This window comes from Curvibacter gracilis ATCC BAA-807, from assembly GCF_000518645.1.
GTDB classification, from domain to species: domain Bacteria; phylum Pseudomonadota; class Gammaproteobacteria; order Burkholderiales; family Burkholderiaceae_C; genus Curvibacter; species Curvibacter gracilis.
In genome coordinates, this window is sequence record NZ_JADZ01000049.1 from 1 (window position 1) to 16,259 (window position 16,259).

Annotated in this window: 13 protein-coding genes and 2 pseudogenes; 12 read left to right on the forward strand and 3 right to left on the reverse strand. The window is 64.1% G+C overall.

What is annotated here, in order from left to right; all coding sequences use genetic code 11:
* The 5 genes from L880_RS33520 to L880_RS0124705 all read left to right on the forward strand — a co-directional run.
* On the forward strand, positions 1-305 hold a 305-nt coding region (locus L880_RS33520), incomplete at its 5' end, for a Tn3 family transposase (RefSeq protein WP_027477927.1).
* A gap of 158 nt (positions 306-463) precedes the next feature.
* Positions 464-631: a chromosome partitioning protein ParB gene (locus L880_RS33525; RefSeq protein ID WP_425389211.1), complete on the forward strand. Its 168-nt coding sequence runs from the start codon at positions 464-466 to the stop codon at positions 629-631.
* Complete coding sequence (locus tag L880_RS0124695; RefSeq protein ID WP_027477922.1) at positions 628-1,173, forward strand: DUF2840 domain-containing protein; 546 nt, start codon at positions 628-630, stop codon at positions 1,171-1,173. The genes L880_RS33525 and L880_RS0124695 overlap by 4 nt, the downstream gene beginning before the upstream one ends.
* The gene (locus L880_RS0124700; RefSeq protein WP_027477923.1) at positions 1,170-1,757 is read left to right on the forward strand and encodes a S26 family signal peptidase; all 588 of its coding nucleotides are present in this window, start codon (positions 1,170-1,172) and stop codon (positions 1,755-1,757) included. The genes L880_RS0124695 and L880_RS0124700 overlap by 4 nt, the downstream gene beginning before the upstream one ends.
* A gap of 436 nt (positions 1,758-2,193) precedes the next feature.
* Positions 2,194-4,188: a relaxase/mobilization nuclease domain-containing protein gene (locus tag L880_RS0124705; RefSeq protein WP_024537629.1), complete on the forward strand. Its 1,995-nt coding sequence runs from the start codon at positions 2,194-2,196 to the stop codon at positions 4,186-4,188.
* On the opposite strand, the pseudogene cadR reads toward L880_RS0124705, so the two are convergent.
* A pseudogene (gene cadR, locus L880_RS33530) lies at positions 4,189-4,644 on the reverse strand (Cd(II)/Pb(II)-responsive transcriptional regulator).
* Positions 4,645-4,747: 103 nt separating this feature from the next.
* On the opposite strand from cadR, the gene L880_RS0124715 reads away from it, so the two are divergent.
* From L880_RS0124715 to L880_RS0124720, 3 genes are read left to right on the forward strand one after another with little or no spacing between them, the layout of a single operon-like run.
* Positions 4,748-7,186 carry a heavy metal translocating P-type ATPase gene (locus L880_RS0124715; protein ID WP_027477924.1) on the forward strand — a complete coding sequence of 813 codons (2,439 nt, stop codon included), beginning with the start codon at positions 4,748-4,750 and terminating at the stop codon, positions 7,184-7,186.
* 22 nt (positions 7,187-7,208) lie between these two features.
* Positions 7,209-7,511: a double zinc ribbon domain-containing protein gene (locus tag L880_RS35235; RefSeq protein WP_082136747.1), complete on the forward strand. Its 303-nt coding sequence runs from the start codon at positions 7,209-7,211 to the stop codon at positions 7,509-7,511.
* A 3-nt stretch (positions 7,512-7,514) separates the two neighbouring features.
* Entirely contained in the window at positions 7,515-8,207 is a 693-nt protein-coding gene (locus L880_RS0124720) for a ZIP family metal transporter (RefSeq protein WP_009523279.1), read from the forward strand.
* Between the two features lie 35 nt (positions 8,208-8,242).
* Here L880_RS0124720 and L880_RS33535 read toward each other — a convergent pair.
* A pseudogene (locus L880_RS33535) lies at positions 8,243-8,935 on the reverse strand (ATP-binding protein); the annotation flags it as partial.
* A 175-nt stretch (positions 8,936-9,110) separates the two neighbouring features.
* On the opposite strand from L880_RS33535, the gene L880_RS35240 reads away from it, so the two are divergent.
* The 4 genes from L880_RS35240 (at position 9,111) to L880_RS0124740 (ending at position 15,748) form a co-directional block, all read left to right on the forward strand.
* Positions 9,111-9,464, forward strand: a complete 354-nt coding sequence (locus tag L880_RS35240; protein ID WP_083840419.1) for a hypothetical protein — start codon at positions 9,111-9,113, stop codon at positions 9,462-9,464.
* Positions 9,465-9,631: 167 nt separating this feature from the next.
* Positions 9,632-10,957, forward strand: coding sequence for a TolC family protein (locus L880_RS0124730; RefSeq protein WP_024537625.1), 1,326 nt, complete (start codon positions 9,632-9,634; stop codon positions 10,955-10,957).
* A 2-nt stretch (positions 10,958-10,959) separates the two neighbouring features.
* Positions 10,960-12,552, forward strand: coding sequence for an efflux RND transporter periplasmic adaptor subunit (locus L880_RS0124735; protein WP_027477925.1), 1,593 nt, complete (start codon positions 10,960-10,962; stop codon positions 12,550-12,552).
* Between the two features lie 16 nt (positions 12,553-12,568).
* Positions 12,569-15,748 carry a CusA/CzcA family heavy metal efflux RND transporter gene (locus tag L880_RS0124740; RefSeq protein WP_027477926.1) on the forward strand — a complete coding sequence of 1,060 codons (3,180 nt, stop codon included), beginning with the start codon at positions 12,569-12,571 and terminating at the stop codon, positions 15,746-15,748.
* 206 nt (positions 15,749-15,954) lie between these two features.
* Here the strand turns inward: L880_RS0124740 and L880_RS0124745 are convergent.
* A partial coding sequence (locus L880_RS0124745; protein WP_027477927.1) for a Tn3 family transposase occupies positions 15,955-16,259 on the reverse strand: 305 nt, incomplete at its 5' end.

Sequence of the window (16,259 nt, forward strand, 5' to 3'; positions counted from 1 at the left end):
CCATTTACACCGGCCGGATCAGCCCGGCACAGGCCAAACGTGTGGACGAAATGCAGGCTGTGGCCGACGCGTTGAGTCTGCTGGCCAACATCGTCATGGCGTGGAACACGTCACAAATGCAGGCTGTTCTGGATCGCTGGTCGAACCGCCGCCAGGCCATTCCGCCGGAACTGATCGGAAAAATTGCTCCCACCAGGCTGGAAAGCATCAACCTGCGAGGCGTGTTCCGCTTTCCTGTTGACCGTTATGCCGACCAAATCCTGCCCTCGCGGCAGGGAGCACCGATAACTGGCACCAACGGATGAAACCGATCACGGTTTGACGCCACGAATCCCGGATTTGAAGGTGAACAGGAAAGCCAACAGAATCAACGATCTACCAACACCACCCCCGCGCCAGTGCTGGGTTTGCGTACCGCCAGTTATTGCACTGAAAACAAGGGGACCCCGGCGACGCCGATGCGCTGGGCAAGGGCGACCTCTATACGGCCCGCCTCACGCTCGACATCACGCCCGCCATGCGGGCGCGCATCAAGGTGTCGGCCTTCACGCAGGGCGTGACCGTGGCCGACCTGCTGCGCGGCCTGCTGGAGCGGGAGTTTCCAGAACACCGCAGGGAGAACACGCCATGACTGCATCCGCTTCGTCTGCCCCCGCGCCTGTTGCCTTCGCGGCCACGGCTGCGCTCGCAGCACCTTCCGGCCAGCCTGCCAGCGCGCCGCTGACGCGCGTGGCGCTGGCCTACATCGAACCGCGCTTCAAGCTCTACCTGCGCTTCGGCGAACCTGCGCGCACGCACCAGCTCGACCGCTGGCGGCGCTGCGCCGTGTTCCTGCCGGGCGCCATGTTCTGCCGCATTCGCTGGCAGGCCAACGACTACGGCACGATCCGCTGGCAGCTCATGGTGATGCAGGCTTGCACGCCGCTCGATGCGGCGCAGCGCATCCCCGGCGTTCAGCCGAGTGCACGCCTGCTGCTGCACGTCGAGGGCGACAACCAGGTGCGCGCCGTGCTGGAACGCATCGCCGCTATCGAGGCGCTGGGCATCGCGCCCGCTACCGCCTCGCCCGCGTACTGGCGCACGCTGGGCAACCGGCTCGCTGCGCGCTTGCCGTTGCCCGAATACAGCGCCGAGCGGCACGCCGCCTGGCTGGTCGGGAGGGCGCTGCCATGACCGCTGTTTCCACCGCCGGCACAACGCCGCGTTCTCGCTCGCGCCTGCGCGCTCGCCTCGTGCTGGCGGGCCTGTCCGCCTGCGGCCTCGCTGCGCTGGCCTGGGCGTCTTTCGTGCATCCACTGCCGCGCCTGACCTACAACCCGTCCGACAGCGTGGCGGTCGGTTGGTATCGCGTCGATCCACTTGACCATCGCACCAGCTCGCTGCCACGTCCGTTGTCCGTGGGCAGCATCGTGCTGGTGCCGCTGCCCGCAGAGGCCGCCGCGCTCGCTGCGCAGCGCGGCTACCTACCGACGCGCATCCCGTTGCTCAAGCGCGTGGGCGCGGTCGCGCCGCAGGAGGTGTGCATCGCTGACGGCAAAGTCCGCATCGACGGCGTGCCTTCGGCCGCCGTGCTGTCTGCCGATCGCTGGGGCCGGCCGCTGCCATCCTGGCCGCAGTGCCGCCGCCTTCGGCCTGGCGAGCTGTTTTTGCTCAGTGCGACTAACCCGGCGTCATTCGACAGCCGGTATTTCGGGCCGGTCAGCGCCGCCGCCGTGATCGGCGTTGCACGTCCGGTCTGGCTGGAGTCACGCCCATGATCGCCGCCGATTCGCTGCGCATCATCGTGCCATCGGGCGTGTCGTTCTGCTGTTCGTCCCCGTGTCGTCGCGCGTGCAGTGCGGGTGCATTCGCACCGCACTTCGCGCTGCCTCCGGTGCGGCAGTCCAACGTGCAGGCGTCTTGCCTCGAACGCGCCCGGCCTGCGGCCGTGTCTGCGTTCGCCGGCGCGCAGGCTGCTCGCGCAGCAGCGCCGCCGGGCCGCCGCTGCCCTGAGCGCCAGCGAGGGGCAAAGGCGGAAGGCAAGACAAAAGGACGCGGCACGGGGCCGCGTCGAAAGCCTGTCTGCACGTGGGGGTGGCGCGGCACGGAGCGGCTTCGCCGCCGTGCCGCGTGGGGCGCGAGGCCCGCGCCGATGCAGGCGTGCCCGCGTGCTTCGCACGCCCGGACACGCCAGAGCTTGCAGGGAGCGCAGCCATGACCGACCGCCGCGATGACGATTTCCGCATCCGACCCAGTGCCCCGAAGAACCGGGGCCAGGGCTTCGTCTCCAGGGTGCTCAAGCAGGCAGGCAAGGCCAGCAGTGGCAAGTCGTCGATGCGCCGTCCCGCAGCCGGCGGCAGCAGCGCACGCGCTGGCCAGCGGCCCGGCTCTCGACTAGGGCGCGGGCATACGGCGGCACGCTTCGCAGGCGCGAAGCTCACGCCTATGTCGCGGCGCGTGACCATCAAGACGTTGCTGGTCAACCAGCAACGGGCCAGCCCGCAATCACTCGCCAAGCACCTGCGCTACATCGAGCGCGACGGCGTGGGCCGCGATGGCGAGCCGGGCCAAGCCTACGGGCCGCTGACCGATGCCGCCGACCTCGACGCCTTCAAGGAACGCTGCGCCGACGATCGGCACCATTTCCGCTTCATCCTCTCGCCGGAGGACGGCGCGGAGCTGGAAGACCTGCGCACCTACACGCGGCACCTGATGGGCCGCATGGAAGCCGACCTGGGCACGGGCCTCGATTGGGTAGCCGTCAACCACTGGAACACCGACAACCCGCATACGCACATCGTCGTGCGCGGGCGCGACGACACCGGCAAAGACCTCATCATCGCGGGCGACTACATCGCCGACGGGTTCCGCCATCGTGCCGCCGAACTGGCGACCGAACGGCTGGGGCCGCGCACCGAACTGGAGATCCAGCAGACCTTGCGACGCGAGGTGGATCAGGAGCGGTGGACGAGCCTGGATCGCACCTTGAAGCGCGAGGCCGGCGATGATGGCCTGGTGCATGTCGAACGGCTCAATGAACCCCGACTGCAACGCCAGCGCTTGCTGCTGATCGGCCGCCTGCAACGCTTGCAGCTCCTGGGCCTGGCTGACGAGATGCAGCCGGGCACCTGGGCTGTCCATGCCGATGCCGAAAAGACCCTGCGCGCCCTGGGCGAGCGTGGCGACATCATCCGCACCATGCAGCGGGCCATGCGCGGCGAGCCGCGCGAGCTGGCGGTGTTCGAGCCGGGCCAAGATGCTGATGGAGGTGGCCGAACCATTCTCGGCCGCGTGGCAGCGAAGGGGCTGGCCGACGAGCTGCGCGACCGGGGCTATCTGGTCATCGACGGCGTGGACGGCAAGGCCCACTACGTCGCGCTCAACGCACACGATGAACTGGCGAACTATCCGGCCGGCGCCGTAGTGGAGGTGAAGGGATCGGCCGACGTGCGCGCAGCCGACAAGAACATCACCGCACTGGCGAGCGGCGGCCTATACCGCACCGACCATCACCTGGCCGTCGCGCAGGGTCAGGCCGTGCCGGGCCGTGATCCGCAGGAAGTCGTCGCGGCCCACATCCGCCGACTCGAAGCCCTGCGCCGCGCCGGCATCGTGGAGCGCGTGGCCGAAGGGCTATGGAAGGTGCCGGACGATCTGCCCGAGCGTGGCCATCAGTACGACGCGCAGCGCCTGGGCGGCGTGGCCGTGGAACTGAAATCGCACCTGCCCATCGAGCGGCAGGCCCGCGTCATCGGGGCTACCTGGCTCGACCAGCAACTGATCGGCGGCGGCTCGGGCCTGGGCGACCTCGGCTTTGGCGGCGAGGCCAAGCAGGCGATGCAGCAGCGCGCCGACTTCCTGGCCGAACAGGGACTGGCCGAGCGGCGCGGGCAGCGCGTGATCCTCGCCCGAAACCTGCTGGGCACGCTGCGCAGCCGCGAGCTGGCGCAGGCCGCCAAGGACATCGCCGCCGAAACCGGCCTGGAGCACCGCCCGGTGGCCGACGGCCAGCGCGTGGCCGGCATCTACCGCCGCAGCCTCATGCTCGCCAGCGGTCGGTATGCGATGCTGGACGACGGCATGGGCTTCAGCCTGGTACCGTGGAGGCCAGTGATCGAGCAGCGGTTGGGGCAGCCGCTTGCGGCGACAGTGCGTGGCGGAACGACCTCATGGGAAATCGGGCGTCGGCTTGGGGTTTCTTTGGGCTAGTCACTTGAGGCTATGTGCCCCATGAACATGGCCCCTGCGCGTCGCCGGTTCGTGCAGATGGCGCGATGCTGAGGACAGCTCGGTCAAGATGCCGCACTGGCTGGCCTGCTGGGATTCACGGCAGCGTTCCCGCAAGGTCTTGAGCTGTCGTTCCAACGCTTTCAATTCCTTGATGCGGGTAGCCACATGGTCGATGTGCTCGTCGAGCAGGTCGTTCACCTGGGCGCAGTTCTCGTGCGGTGCATCCTTGAAGCGCAACAGAACCCGGATTTCATCCAGCGTCATGTCCAACCCCCGGCAGTGCCGGATGAAGGACAGCCGGTCAACGTGTTCTTCTGCCTACATGCGGTAGTTGCCATCCGTACGGGCCGTTTCGGGTAGCAAGCCTTCACGCTCGTAGTACCGGATCGTCTCTACCTGGGTATGTGCGGCCTTAGCCAGTTCGCCGATTTTCATGAGTTCATCTTCAGCGGTCGCGGGTTTTTCTCCAAGGCTCATTGTAGGCGCTTGACTCTGTAGTGGGTACAGGGTTTCCAATCTGACTGAAAAGGAGAATTTCATGAACTCTGCCCACCAACGCCAACACGCCGACGCTGCCTGCTGCGGGAGTGGCTGTGCAACAGTGCCTGTGGCGCCCGAGCCAACAGCGTCTGATGCAACGACTATTGGGCCGCAACGCTTTCGCATAGAAAACATGGACTGTGCCTCAGAGGAGTCGGAAATCCGCCGGGCGCTGGAAGGCATGGCGGGGATTCGCAGCCTGCGATTCAACCTGGGGGATCGAGAGCTTGCCATTGCCGCCGATGACCACGCGCTGCCCGAGGCCCTAGAAGCGATCCGCAAAGCGGGTTTCAAGCCAGAACCCCTCGGCGCGAAGAATGTCCAGCGCTTCCGCATTGCGAATATGGACTGTGCCTCGGAGGAGTCGGAAATCCGCCGGGCGTTGGACGGCATGGCGGGAATTCGTAGCCTGCAATTCAATCTGGGCGAACGCGAGTTGGCCATTGCCGCCGATGATCCTGTCTTGCAGCAGGCGCTAGACGCAATCCGCAAGGCAGGCTTCAAGCCGGAACCTCTTGGCGACACAGGCTCGTCGGCTGCTGCGGTTGCCTCGCCAACGGGCTTCTGGACGACATGGGGCAAGTCGCTGGGCGCCCTGGGGTTGGCTGTGGCGGCCGAGGGCTTGGCATTCGCCTTTCCAGACAGCGTACCTGTCAAGGCGCTGGGAATGGCGCTGGCCGCGGCGGCCATCGCGCTGTCGGGTTTCTCGGTTTACGGCAAGGGGCTGGCTGCACTGCGGCAGGGCCGCTTGAACATCAATGCCCTGATGACCGTGGCCGTGACCGGCGCTTTCCTGATCGGCCAGTGGCCCGAAGCGGCGATGGTGATGGCCCTATATGCGATTGCGGAAGCCATCGAGGCCCGCGCCGTGGATCGGGCGCGCGGCGCCATCAAGAGCCTGCTGGCGCTCGCGCCGGAGCAAGCTGAAGTGCGTCAAGACGATGGCAATTGGGTGCGCATGGGAGTCAAGGAAGTCACTGTGGGCATGACCGTGCGTATTCGCCCTGGCGAGCGCGTTCCGCTGGATGGCATCGTGAGCCTAGGTCAGAGCGCTATTGACCAGTCCCCCGTGACCGGCGAAAGCTTGCCGGTGGACAAGAGCCCCGGCGATGAAGTCTTCGCCGGCACCATCAATCAGGCTGCGGCGTTGGAAATCCGTGTCACGGCCCCCGCGTCCGACAGCACGCTGGCGCGCATCATCCACGCCGTTGAGCAGGCCCAGTCTTCCCGTGCGCCCACGCAGCGTTTCGTGGATCGCTTTGCCGCCGTCTACACGCCTGCGGTGTTCGTCCTGGCCGTTGCCGTTGCGTTGTTGGCGCCCTGGCTCATGGGGCTGACCTGGATGCAGGCCGCCTACAAGGCCCTGGTGCTGCTGGTCATCGCCTGCCCTTGCGCCTTGGTGATTTCCACGCCCGTCACCGTCGTCAGCGGTTTGGCCGCTGGGGCGCGGCGAGGCATCCTGATCAAAGGTGGTGTGTACCTGGAAGAGGCGCGCAAGATCAAGGCCGTGGCGCTGGACAAGACCGGCACCATCACCGAAGGCAAGCCCAAGCTGGTGGCCTTCGAGCCCGTGGACACAGGACTCGGCCAACAAGCCCTGGAGGGGCTGGCCAAGAGCCTCGCAGCGCGGTCGGATCATCCAGTGTCCAAGGCCATCGCAGATGGCGTGTCGTCCGCCACGCAAGAAGTGGATGAGTTTCAGGCTGTTGCCGGGCGCGGCGTGCAGGGGGTGATCGACGGCCATACCTATGTGCTGGCTAACCACCGCTGGATTGAAGAGCGCGGGCAGTGTTCGGCTGACCTCGAAGCCCGCCTTGCAGTGCATGAGCAAGCTGGCCGCACCGTCACGTTGTTGGCCAGCAGCGAACGGGTCATGGCCATCTGTGCAGTAGCCGACACCATCAAATCCTCATCCGCGCAGGCCGTGGCCGACCTGAAGGCATTGGGCGTGACGCCGGTGATGTTGACGGGCGATAACCTGGCGACGGCGCAAACCGTCGGCACCCAGGCGGGCATCGCCGAGGTGCGTGGCAACCTGCTGCCCGAGGACAAGTTGCAGGCCATCGGCGAGCTTCAGCAGCGCATGGGCGTCACGGCGATGACCGGCGACGGCATCAACGACGCCCCCGCGCTGGCGAAGGCTGACATCGGCTTCGCTATGGGCGGCGCGGGCACCCACACCGCGATGGAGGCCGCCGACGTGGTGGTCATGAACGACGACCTACGCCGCCTGCCCGAAACGATCCGGCTGTCCAGGCGCACCCACGCCGTGCTATGGCAGAACATCGCGCTCGCGCTGGGCATCAAGCTAGTGTTCCTGCTGCTGGCGATCTTCGACGATGCCTCCATGTGGATGGCCGTGTTCGCCGACATGGGGGCGAGCTTGCTGGTGGTCTTCAACGGGCTGAGGCTGCTCAGGCAGCAGGCGGGTCAGTAAAACCGAATATGGAGTGTTGAAAATGGGAATCCTGGATCGAATTTTTGGTGGGCATGGCGGCGGCCACGGCGGGGGGCATGGCGGCTCCCACGGGCATGGCAGTAGCCATGGCCACGGTGGCCCCAGCAGTCACGACTGGGGGCGCAATCCGGCGCCTTCGGCCAGCGGCATCACTTGCCCGCAATGCAAAGCGATCAATCCGAACGGCGCTCGCTTTTGCGGCCAGTGCGGGACATCGCTGGTGCCAGCGTCGTGCACGAAGTGCAGTAGCGTCATTCCGATCGGCGCGAAATTCTGTGCTCAGTGCGGCAACGCGGTAACTTAAGTCATGGTGATCTCGGCCTGGATCTACACCTTGATCCCGGCAGCGGCCGCCATCATCGGAGCTGCGGTCGCGGTGAACGTGCGGCCGGGGCCAACACTGGTCAGCGCGATTCAGCATTTCGCCGCTGGCGTCGTGTTCGCGGCGGCGGCCGGCGAAATCTTGCCCGACATCATGCACCGGGCCTCGCCTTGGGCGACGATGATCGGCGGCGGAATCGGCGTCGCCACCATGCTGCTGGTGAAGCATCTGGAAGCGTTGGCGAAGGGGCCGGCCGGTCTCCTGACCGTGATCGGCATCGACATCCTGATTGATGGCTTGGTGCTTGGTATCGGGTTTGCGGCTGGCCCAAAGGTCGGCTTGCTTCTGACCATCGCCCTGACCATCGAGGTTCTGTTCCTGGGATTGACAGTGGCCACGGAACTCGGCGAGAGCGTTCGCTCCCGTGCCAGGGTCGTCTGGATCACGGCCGCGCTCGTGCTCTTGCTGCCGATCGGGGCCTTGCTTGGAGCGCCGGTGGCGCTGTTGCCCAACCCTCTTCTGACTGGCTTCTTCGCGTTTGGTCTGATTGCGTTGCTCTACCTCGTGACCGAAGAACTGCTGATCGAAGCACACGAAACGCCAGATCGCCCCTGGGTGACGGCGATGTTCTTTGTCGGCTTTCTGGCGCTTCTCCTGCTGGAAGAAGTAATTGGCTAGTGGAGCCAGTCTGTTGGTGGTGCCCGATCCGTTGACTATTGCGCGCGCGGGGTGGGCACCATGAGCCCGATAGACGTGATGCCGTTGCTCGAATCGACCATCGTCCGCCCTCCGTGCATGCGGGCGATGGCAGCCACGATGGCCAAGCCCAGTCCATGATTGCGGGCGGCATCCGACCGCGCCGCATCTGCCCGGTAGAAGCGGTTGAACAGATTGGGCAAATGCTCGGCTGAAATCGTCTGCCCCTCGTTCACCACCCGCAGGGCGATCTCGCCGTCCAGCCGGTCGATTTGCACGACAACGGTGCTGTGCGGATGCGCGTGTCGGGTTGCGTTGCCGATCAGGTTGGATAGCGCGCGCTGCAACAGGCGCACATCGGCCAAGCCGGTGGCATCGCCGTCGATACGAACCTTCAGCCCGGCCTCTTCAATGGCCGCCTCGTGCAATTCCACCACCGCGCGCGCAACGCCGGCCAGACTGGCGACATGCTCGCGGCGGGCCTCAGCCCCACGGTCGGCTTGCGACAGAAAGAGCATGTCCTGCACGATCATCGACATGCGCTGGAGATCTTCGAGGTGCGAGCCCAACACATCTCGCAACGTGTCGGCATCGCGTGCTTTGCGCAAAGCAACTTCAGTGCCCCCCATCAACGTCGCCAACGGCGTGAACAGTTCATGCGCAACATCAGCATTGAAGGCTTCCAGTTGCCCGTACCCTGCGCTGTGGCGCCCCCTCGTGTCGCCTCAGTCGTCAAAGCGGCCACAACTCGCCGAATATCGAAGCGGCTCTGATTTGATGCAGGATGAACCTGAGAGGAGGCACGCTACGCGCACGGGGCTCTGAGAAAACCCAAGCAGCGAGGAGTGGCAAAGTAAAGCATGTAGCTGCTACACTGTTACCCCTATGCGCAAATGGCTGGCCATCGTCTTGCTGGTGTTCTTGCCGCTTCAATTCAGTTGGGCGGCAGTGGCCAGTTATTGCCAGCATGAAACCGGAGCTGCGGCCAAGCACTTCGGCCACCATGCGCATCAGCACAAGGCGGCCGACGGCCAGGATGCCAGCCCTGATCCGGCCAAGACCCTGGGTGGCGATCCTGATTGCGCGTCCTGTCATGCCGGGTGCTTCTCGGTCTTGTCAGGGGATGTCAAGCTGGCGTCGCCGGTCAGCCCGTCCCTGGATACGGGGTATCCCCCGGAGCACCTTGCTGCGCCTCCACCTGAACGTTTAGAGCGCCCTCAGTGGCGTGTCCTCGCCTGATCGGCGGGGAGCGCGTTCCTTTCCCTTCGTCCTCACCCCTGCCGTCGCGCATGGCGCGCTACGGTATCCAGCCGGCTTCGCGCGGCTGATGTGATGACGTTGCTGGCGATCATCTGGATCGCCCCCCCGCCGATTCCCTTGTGTATTTCAAATCACTGGAGAATCGGATGCTGAAGGATATTCACAATTACAACGCGAGGGCGGTTGCGGCAGGCTTGCTCCTTGCGCTCATGACGGGGACGGCTTTCGCTCAGTTATTGCCGACGGCACCAGCTCTTGGGCAGAGCGCCAACGGCGTAGAGCAGATTGAAGCAGCAACGCCCCTGACTCTGCAAAAGGCCGTCGCGCTGGCTTTGGAGGCGAATCTTGACCTAACTGTCGCCCAACGGGAAATCGAGGCGGTGGAGGGCCAGGTAATTCAGGGACGAGTACGTCCTAATCCCGAGCTGGCGTACTCGCTCGAAGACCAACGCACGCCAACCCGCACGCAAAGCGTCCAGATCAATCTGCCCATCGAGCTGGGGGGCAAGCGCGCTGCCCGCATTGCCGCGGCAGAGCGAGGGCGTGACGTCGCAGTTGAAGAACTGAACACGCGGCGCGTTGAAATTCGCGCCGCTGTGGTTGCCGCCTTCTTTGAGGCGCTGGCCGCCCAGGATCGCACGGCCTTGGCCCAGGACAGCGTTGACCTGGCCAGGCAAGCGACGGATGCCGTTGCCAAGCGCGTGACGGCGGGCAAGGTGTCCCCGGTCGAAGAAACCAAGGCTCGGGTGGCCGAGGCCGGCGTGCGGGTTGAACTGGCACAGGCGCAGAGCGAACAACGCAGTGCCCGCGCGCGGCTGGCCAGTTTGCTCGGGGCCAACCCGCCGCGTTTCACCCAGGTAGCGGGCAGCGTGGACGATCTTCCCAACGTCCCTTCGCTGGATGACATCCAGCAGCGCTTGTCGGCCTCATCGGCATTGCGCCGGGCGCAGTTGGAGATCGAACGCCGTCGGTCGCTGGCCGACGTGGAGCGCAGCAAGCAGACGCCCGATGTCACGGTCAGCCTGGGCGTGAAGCGTCCGAACGAGTTAGCGCGCAATCAGTTAATGCTCGGCATTTCCGTGCCGCTGCCTTTGTTCGACCGCAATCAGGGCAATCTGTTGGAAGCGTTGAAGCGTGAAGACAAGGCGAGGGATGAACTCCAGGCGTTGAATCTGCGCCTCAACACAGAGCTGTTGCAAGCCCGCGAGCGGCTGGCGTCGGTTCGCGGCGAGATCGACATATTGCAGCGAGAGGTGCTGCCAGGGGCCAAGAGCGCCTATGACGCGGCCACCGTGGGCTTTGGTTACGGCAAGTTCAACTACCTGGAAGTGCTGGACGCGCAACGCACCTACTTTGCCGCCAAGTCCCAGTACCTCAAGGCGCTCGCCGATGCGCACCGCGCGGCGGCGGACATGGATCGCGTGATCGGCGCATCCGAATCCACGACCACCCTGCCTGCAAACAAGGAATGAACATGAAACCCGAAACGAACAAACTGAACGTCGGCAAGAAGCAGTGGTTTGCCATCGCCGTGATCGCCGCAGTGGGCATAGGACTGGGCAGCGCCATTCTCGGCGGCAAGACGGATAAGAGCGCCGAGGGCGAGGGTCACGGCAGCCACGTTGAATCCAAGGCCCACAGTGATGGTGAGCATCATGGCAAGACGGGCGCAGACTCCCACGAGGACGACAAAGGCCAAGCGGACGGCGAGCACCACGAGGGGTCAAGCAAGGGGCCGCATGGCGGCAAGCTGTTCAAAGAAGGGGATTTCGGATTGGAAGCCTTACTCGCTGAGGACGGCGGCGAACCACGCCTGCGAATCTGGCTCTACGAAAAGGAAAAGGCGCTAGCCAGCAGCGCCGCCAAGGTCAGCGCTACCGTTACACGCCTGACTGGGGAGAAGCAGGCGCTCAACTTCACGCCCGACAAGGACAGCCTGTTGAGTCGAGAGATTGTCCCGGAACCTCATGCGTTCGAGATCAGCATCGTGGCTCAGACGGCCAACGCGCCTTTCACGTTCAGCTTCAGCCAGGAGGAAGGAAAAGTCGAACTCAGCGATGCGCAAATCAAGGCTGCATCCATCGGCATTGACACCGCAGGGGCTGCAAGCATCAAGTCTGCCCTGCAATTGCCGGGTGAGATTAGGCTGAATGAAGACCGCACCTCGCACGTTGTTCCGCGCATTGCGGGTGTTGTCGAAAGTGTGCAGGCCAGTTTGGGGCAAACGGTCAAGAAGGGACAGGTGCTCGCCGTTATCGCCAGCCCTGCCGCATCCGAGCAGCGCAGCGAGTTGCAGACGGCGCAAAAGCGGCGGGCATTGGCCCAGACAACTTTTGAACGCGAGAAGCGGCTGTGGGAACAGAAGATTTCCGCCGAGCAGGACTACCTGCAAGCCGGCCAGGCGCTGAACGAGGCGCAGGTCGCCGTGGCCAACGCGCAGCAGAAGCTGTCGGCCGTGGGCTTGGCCCCAGGTTCCTCGGGCGGGCTGAACCGCTTCGAGCTGCGTGCGCCCTTCGATGGCGTGGTGATTGAAAAGCACCTCAGCCTGGGCGAGGCCGTCAAGGAAGACGCCGCCGTGTTCACGGTGTCCGACCTGGGCCAGGTCTGGGCAGAGATCAACGTGCCCGCCAAGGATTTGCCGCTGGTCAGAGTGGGTGAAAAGGTCACCATCAAGGCAACGGCATTCGATGCCAGCGCGCAAGGCACCATCACCTTTGTTGGCGCGCTGATTGGCGAACAAACCCGCATGGCCAAGGCCCGCGTGGTCTTGTCCAACCCCCAAGGCGCTTGGCGTCCCGGACTGTTTGTCAACGTGGAAGTGACCTCATCTGAGGCCGACGTGCCCGTGACGGTGGCCGGTGATGCCATTCAGACCGTGGGCGACAAGCCCGTCGTGTTTTTGAAAGTGAATGGTGGCTTCATTGCCCAGCCCGTGCAGTTGGGCCGTAGTGATGGCAAGCGCGTCGAGGTGGTTCAAGGGCTGAAGGCGGGGGCTCCGTATGCGTCGGCTGGCAGTTTTGTCGTGAAGTCAGAGCTTGGCAAAGCCTCTGCCGAACACACCCATTGATGCCGGAGCAACGCACATGTTTGAAAAACTCATTCGCGCAGCCATCGAGCACCGATGGTTGGTGTTGCTGGCAGTCATCGGTATGGCTGCCGTCGGCGTGTTCAGCTACCAGAAGTTGCCCATCGACGCCGTACCCGACATCACCAACGTCCAAGTGCAGATCAATACCCAGGCGCCGGGCTATTCACCGTTGGAGACCGAGCAACGGGTGACTTATCCCATTGAAACCGTGATGGCGGGCCTGCCCAACCTGGAGCAAACCCGCTCTCTTTCGCGCTACGGCCTCTCGCAAGTGACCGTGATCTTCAAGGACGGCACCGACATTTACTTTGCGCGCCAGTTGGTCAACGAGCGCATCCAGGAAGCACGGGATAAATTGCCGGTCGGCATCACGCCTGCGCTGGGGCCGATCTCCACCGGCCTGGGGGAGATTTACCTGTGGACGGTCGAGGCGAAGGACGGTGCGAAGAAACCCGACGGGATGCCCTACACGGCAACAGACCTGCGCGAGATTCAGGATTGGATCATCAAGCCGCAGTTGCGCAACGTGCCCGGTGTGACTGAAATCAACTCGATTGGCGGTTATGCCAAGGAGTATCAGATCGCACCTATACCCGCTCGCCTGGCTTCGCTCGGCGTTACCCTGCAAGACATCGTGACGGCACTGGATCGCAATAACGGCAACGTGGGTGCGGGCTATATCGAGAAGCGCGGCGAACAGTACCTGATCCGTGCGCCCGGACAAGTCAAGACCCTGGAAGACATTGGCAACGTTATCCTCAGCAGTGCGGGCGGCGTGCCGATACGGGTGCGTGACGTGGCGGACGTGGGGCTGGGGCGTGAACTGCGCACCGGCGCGGCCACGGATAACGGTCGCGAGGTGGTGCTGGGCACTGTGTTCATGCTCATCGGTCAGAACAGCCGTACGGTTTCGCAGGCCGTGGACAAGAAGATGGTGGAGATCAACCGCAGCTTGCCCGAGGGCGTGCATGCGGTGACGGTCTACGACCGCACCGTGCTGGTGGACAAGGCTATCGCCACGGTGAAGAAGAATCTGCTGGAAGGCGCGATCCTGGTGATCGTGATCCTGTTTCTGTTCCTGGGCAACATCCGCGCGGCCATCATCACGGCGACGGTGATTCCTTTGTCGATGCTGTTCACCTTCACTGGCATGGTGCATTACAAGGTGAGCGCCAACCTGATGAGCCTCGGGGCGCTGGACTTCGGCATCATCATCGACGGAGCGGTGGTGATCGTCGAGAACTGCGTGCGACGCCTGGCCCATGCACAGGCGCACTACGGCAGGCCGTTGACGCGGGCGGAACGCTTTCACGAGGTGTTCCTGGCATCGAAGGAATCACGCCGCGCGCTGCTGTTCGGGCAACTCATCATCATGGTGGTCTACCTGCCCATCTTCGCCCTGACGGGGGTGGAAGGGAAGATGTTCCACCCGATGGCGTTCACGGTGGTGGCTGCACTCGTGGGGGCCATGATCCTGTCGGTGACTTTCATCCCGGCTGCGGTCGCCCTGTTCATCGGCCATCGGGTCAGCGAGACGGAAAACTTCCTGGTCGTGCAGGCCAAGCGCTGGTATGGCCCGCTGCTGGATCGCGTGATGGCGGCCAAAGCAGTGATGCTGGCGGCAGCCGCCGTGGCAGTGGTGCTGTGCGGCCTGATCGCCACCCGAATGGGCAGCGAGTTCGTGCCCAGCCTGAACGAAGGCGATTTCGCCATCCAGGCGCTGCGCATTCCGGGCACCAGCCTTTCGCAATCGGTTGCGATGCAGCAGCAACTGGAAGCCACGCTGAAGGCCAAGTTCCCCGAGATCGACCGCGTTTTCGCGCGCACCGGCACGGCGGAAATCGCGTCCGACCCCATGCCGCCGAACATTTCCGACGGCTACATCATGCTCAAGCCGGTGTCCGAGTGGCCGGAGCCGCGCAAGTCGCGCGACGAATTGCTGGCGGCCATTCAGGAGGTCGTGGGCAAGGTGCCGGGCAACAACTACGAGTTCTCGCAGCCTATCCAATTGCGCTTCAACGAACTCATTTCAGGGGTCCGCAGCGATGTGGCGGTGAAGATCTTCGGCGACGACATGGACGTATTGAACAAGACAGCCGAAGAAGTCTCGTCCATGTTGCAGAAGATCCCCGGTGCGTCTGAGGTCAAAGTTGAACAGACCACAGGATTGCCGATGCTCACGGTCAACATTGATCGTCAGAAGTCCGCGCGCTACGGGCTGAACGTGGCCGACATCCAAGATGCAGTGGCCACGGCCATCGGCGGGCGCGAGGCCGGTACGCTGTTTGAAGGGGACCGTCGATTTGACATCCTGGTTCGGCTGCCGGAGTCCCTGCGCAACGACCTTGAAAGCATGAAGCGCCTGCCGATTCCGTTGCCACGCGGCACAGGTGGCGGCGAAGGACGAACCAACTTCATCCAACTGGCCGAGGTGGCGAGCTTCGAGCTGGCACCCGGCCCCAACCAGGTCAGCCGGGAAAACGGCAAGCGCCGCATCGTGGTGAGCGCCAACGTGCGTGGCCGCGACGTCGGCTCCTTCGTGGCCGACGCCGAGGCTGCGCTGGCGCAGGTCAAGATTCCCACAGGCTACTGGACGAGCTGGGGCGGCACTTTCGAGAACCTGCAATCCGCCACCCAGCGCTTGCAGATCGTCGTTCCGGTGTCGCTGCTGCTGGTCTTCGTGCTGCTGTTTGCCATGTTCGGCAATGTCAAGGATGGCTTGCTGGTTTTTACCGGCATTCCGTTCGCACTGACCGGCGGCATCCTGGCGCTGTGGCTGCGCGACATTCCCATGTCCATCTCGGCCGCCGTGGGCTTCATCGCGCTATCGGGCGTTGCCGTGCTCAATGGCCTGGTGATGATTTCCTACATCCGCAGCCTGCGAGAGGGCGGAACGCCGCTGGACGCAGCCATCCGCGAGGGCGCGCTGACCCGCTTGCGCCCCGTGTTGATGACGGCCTTGGTGGCGTCGCTGGGCTTCATCCCGATGACCATCGCCACGGGAACGGGCGCGGAAGTCCAACGGCCTCTGGCCACCGTGGTTATCGGCGGCATCTTGTCGTCCACCGTACTGACGCTGCTCGTGTTGCCAATTCTGTATCGGCTGGCTCATCGCCCGGACGAGCAAGAAGAGGATGTCACGGCAGAGCCCGCACATGAGGGCGTAACCGCTTGAAAGGAACAACGATGAACGCCGTTACGGCACCACGACAGACTCCTTCGAGCTTTACAGGGACATGGGGTCCCCTTGTTTTCAGTGCAATAACTGGCGGTACGCAAACCCAGCACTGGCGCGGGGGTGGTGTTGGTAGATCGTTGATTCTGTTGGCTTTCCTGTTCACCTTCAAATCCGGGATTCGTGGCGTCAAACCGTGATCGGTTTCATCCGTTGGTGCCAGTTATCGGTGCTCCCTGCCGCGAGGGCAGGATTTGGTCGGCATAACGGTCAACAGGAAAGCGGAACACGCCTCGCAGGTTGATGCTTTCCAGCCTGGTGGGAGCAATTTTTCCGATCAGTTCCGGCGGAATGGCCTGGCGGCGGTTCGACCAGCGATCCAGAACAGCCTGCATTTGTGACGTGTTCCACGCCATGACGATGTTGGCCAGCAGACTCAACGCGTCGGCCACAGCCTGCATTTCGTCCACACGTTTGGCCTGTGCCGGGCTGATCCGGCCGGTGTAAATGG

What these genes read in the sequence shown, in the direction of transcription:
- L880_RS0124705 (WP_024537629.1), top strand. Translation starts at nt 2,194, where the DNA reads ATGACCGACCGCCGCGATGACGATTTCCGCATCCGACCCAGTGCCCCG.
- L880_RS0124735 (WP_027477925.1), top strand. Translation starts at nt 10,960, where the DNA reads ATGAAACCCGAAACGAACAAACTGAACGTCGGCAAGAAGCAGTGGTTT.
- L880_RS35235 (WP_082136747.1), top strand. Translation starts at nt 7,209, where the DNA reads ATGGGAATCCTGGATCGAATTTTTGGTGGGCATGGCGGCGGCCACGGC.
- L880_RS35240 (WP_083840419.1), top strand. Translation starts at nt 9,111, where the DNA reads ATGCGCAAATGGCTGGCCATCGTCTTGCTGGTGTTCTTGCCGCTTCAA.
- L880_RS0124730 (WP_024537625.1), top strand. Translation starts at nt 9,632, where the DNA reads ATGCTGAAGGATATTCACAATTACAACGCGAGGGCGGTTGCGGCAGGC.
- L880_RS0124720 (WP_009523279.1), top strand. Translation starts at nt 7,515, where the DNA reads ATGGTGATCTCGGCCTGGATCTACACCTTGATCCCGGCAGCGGCCGCC.
- L880_RS0124695 (WP_027477922.1), top strand. Translation starts at nt 628, where the DNA reads ATGACTGCATCCGCTTCGTCTGCCCCCGCGCCTGTTGCCTTCGCGGCC.
- L880_RS0124715 (WP_027477924.1), top strand. Translation starts at nt 4,748, where the DNA reads ATGAACTCTGCCCACCAACGCCAACACGCCGACGCTGCCTGCTGCGGG.
- L880_RS0124740 (WP_027477926.1), top strand. Translation starts at nt 12,569, where the DNA reads ATGTTTGAAAAACTCATTCGCGCAGCCATCGAGCACCGATGGTTGGTG.
- L880_RS0124700 (WP_027477923.1), top strand. Translation starts at nt 1,170, where the DNA reads ATGACCGCTGTTTCCACCGCCGGCACAACGCCGCGTTCTCGCTCGCGC.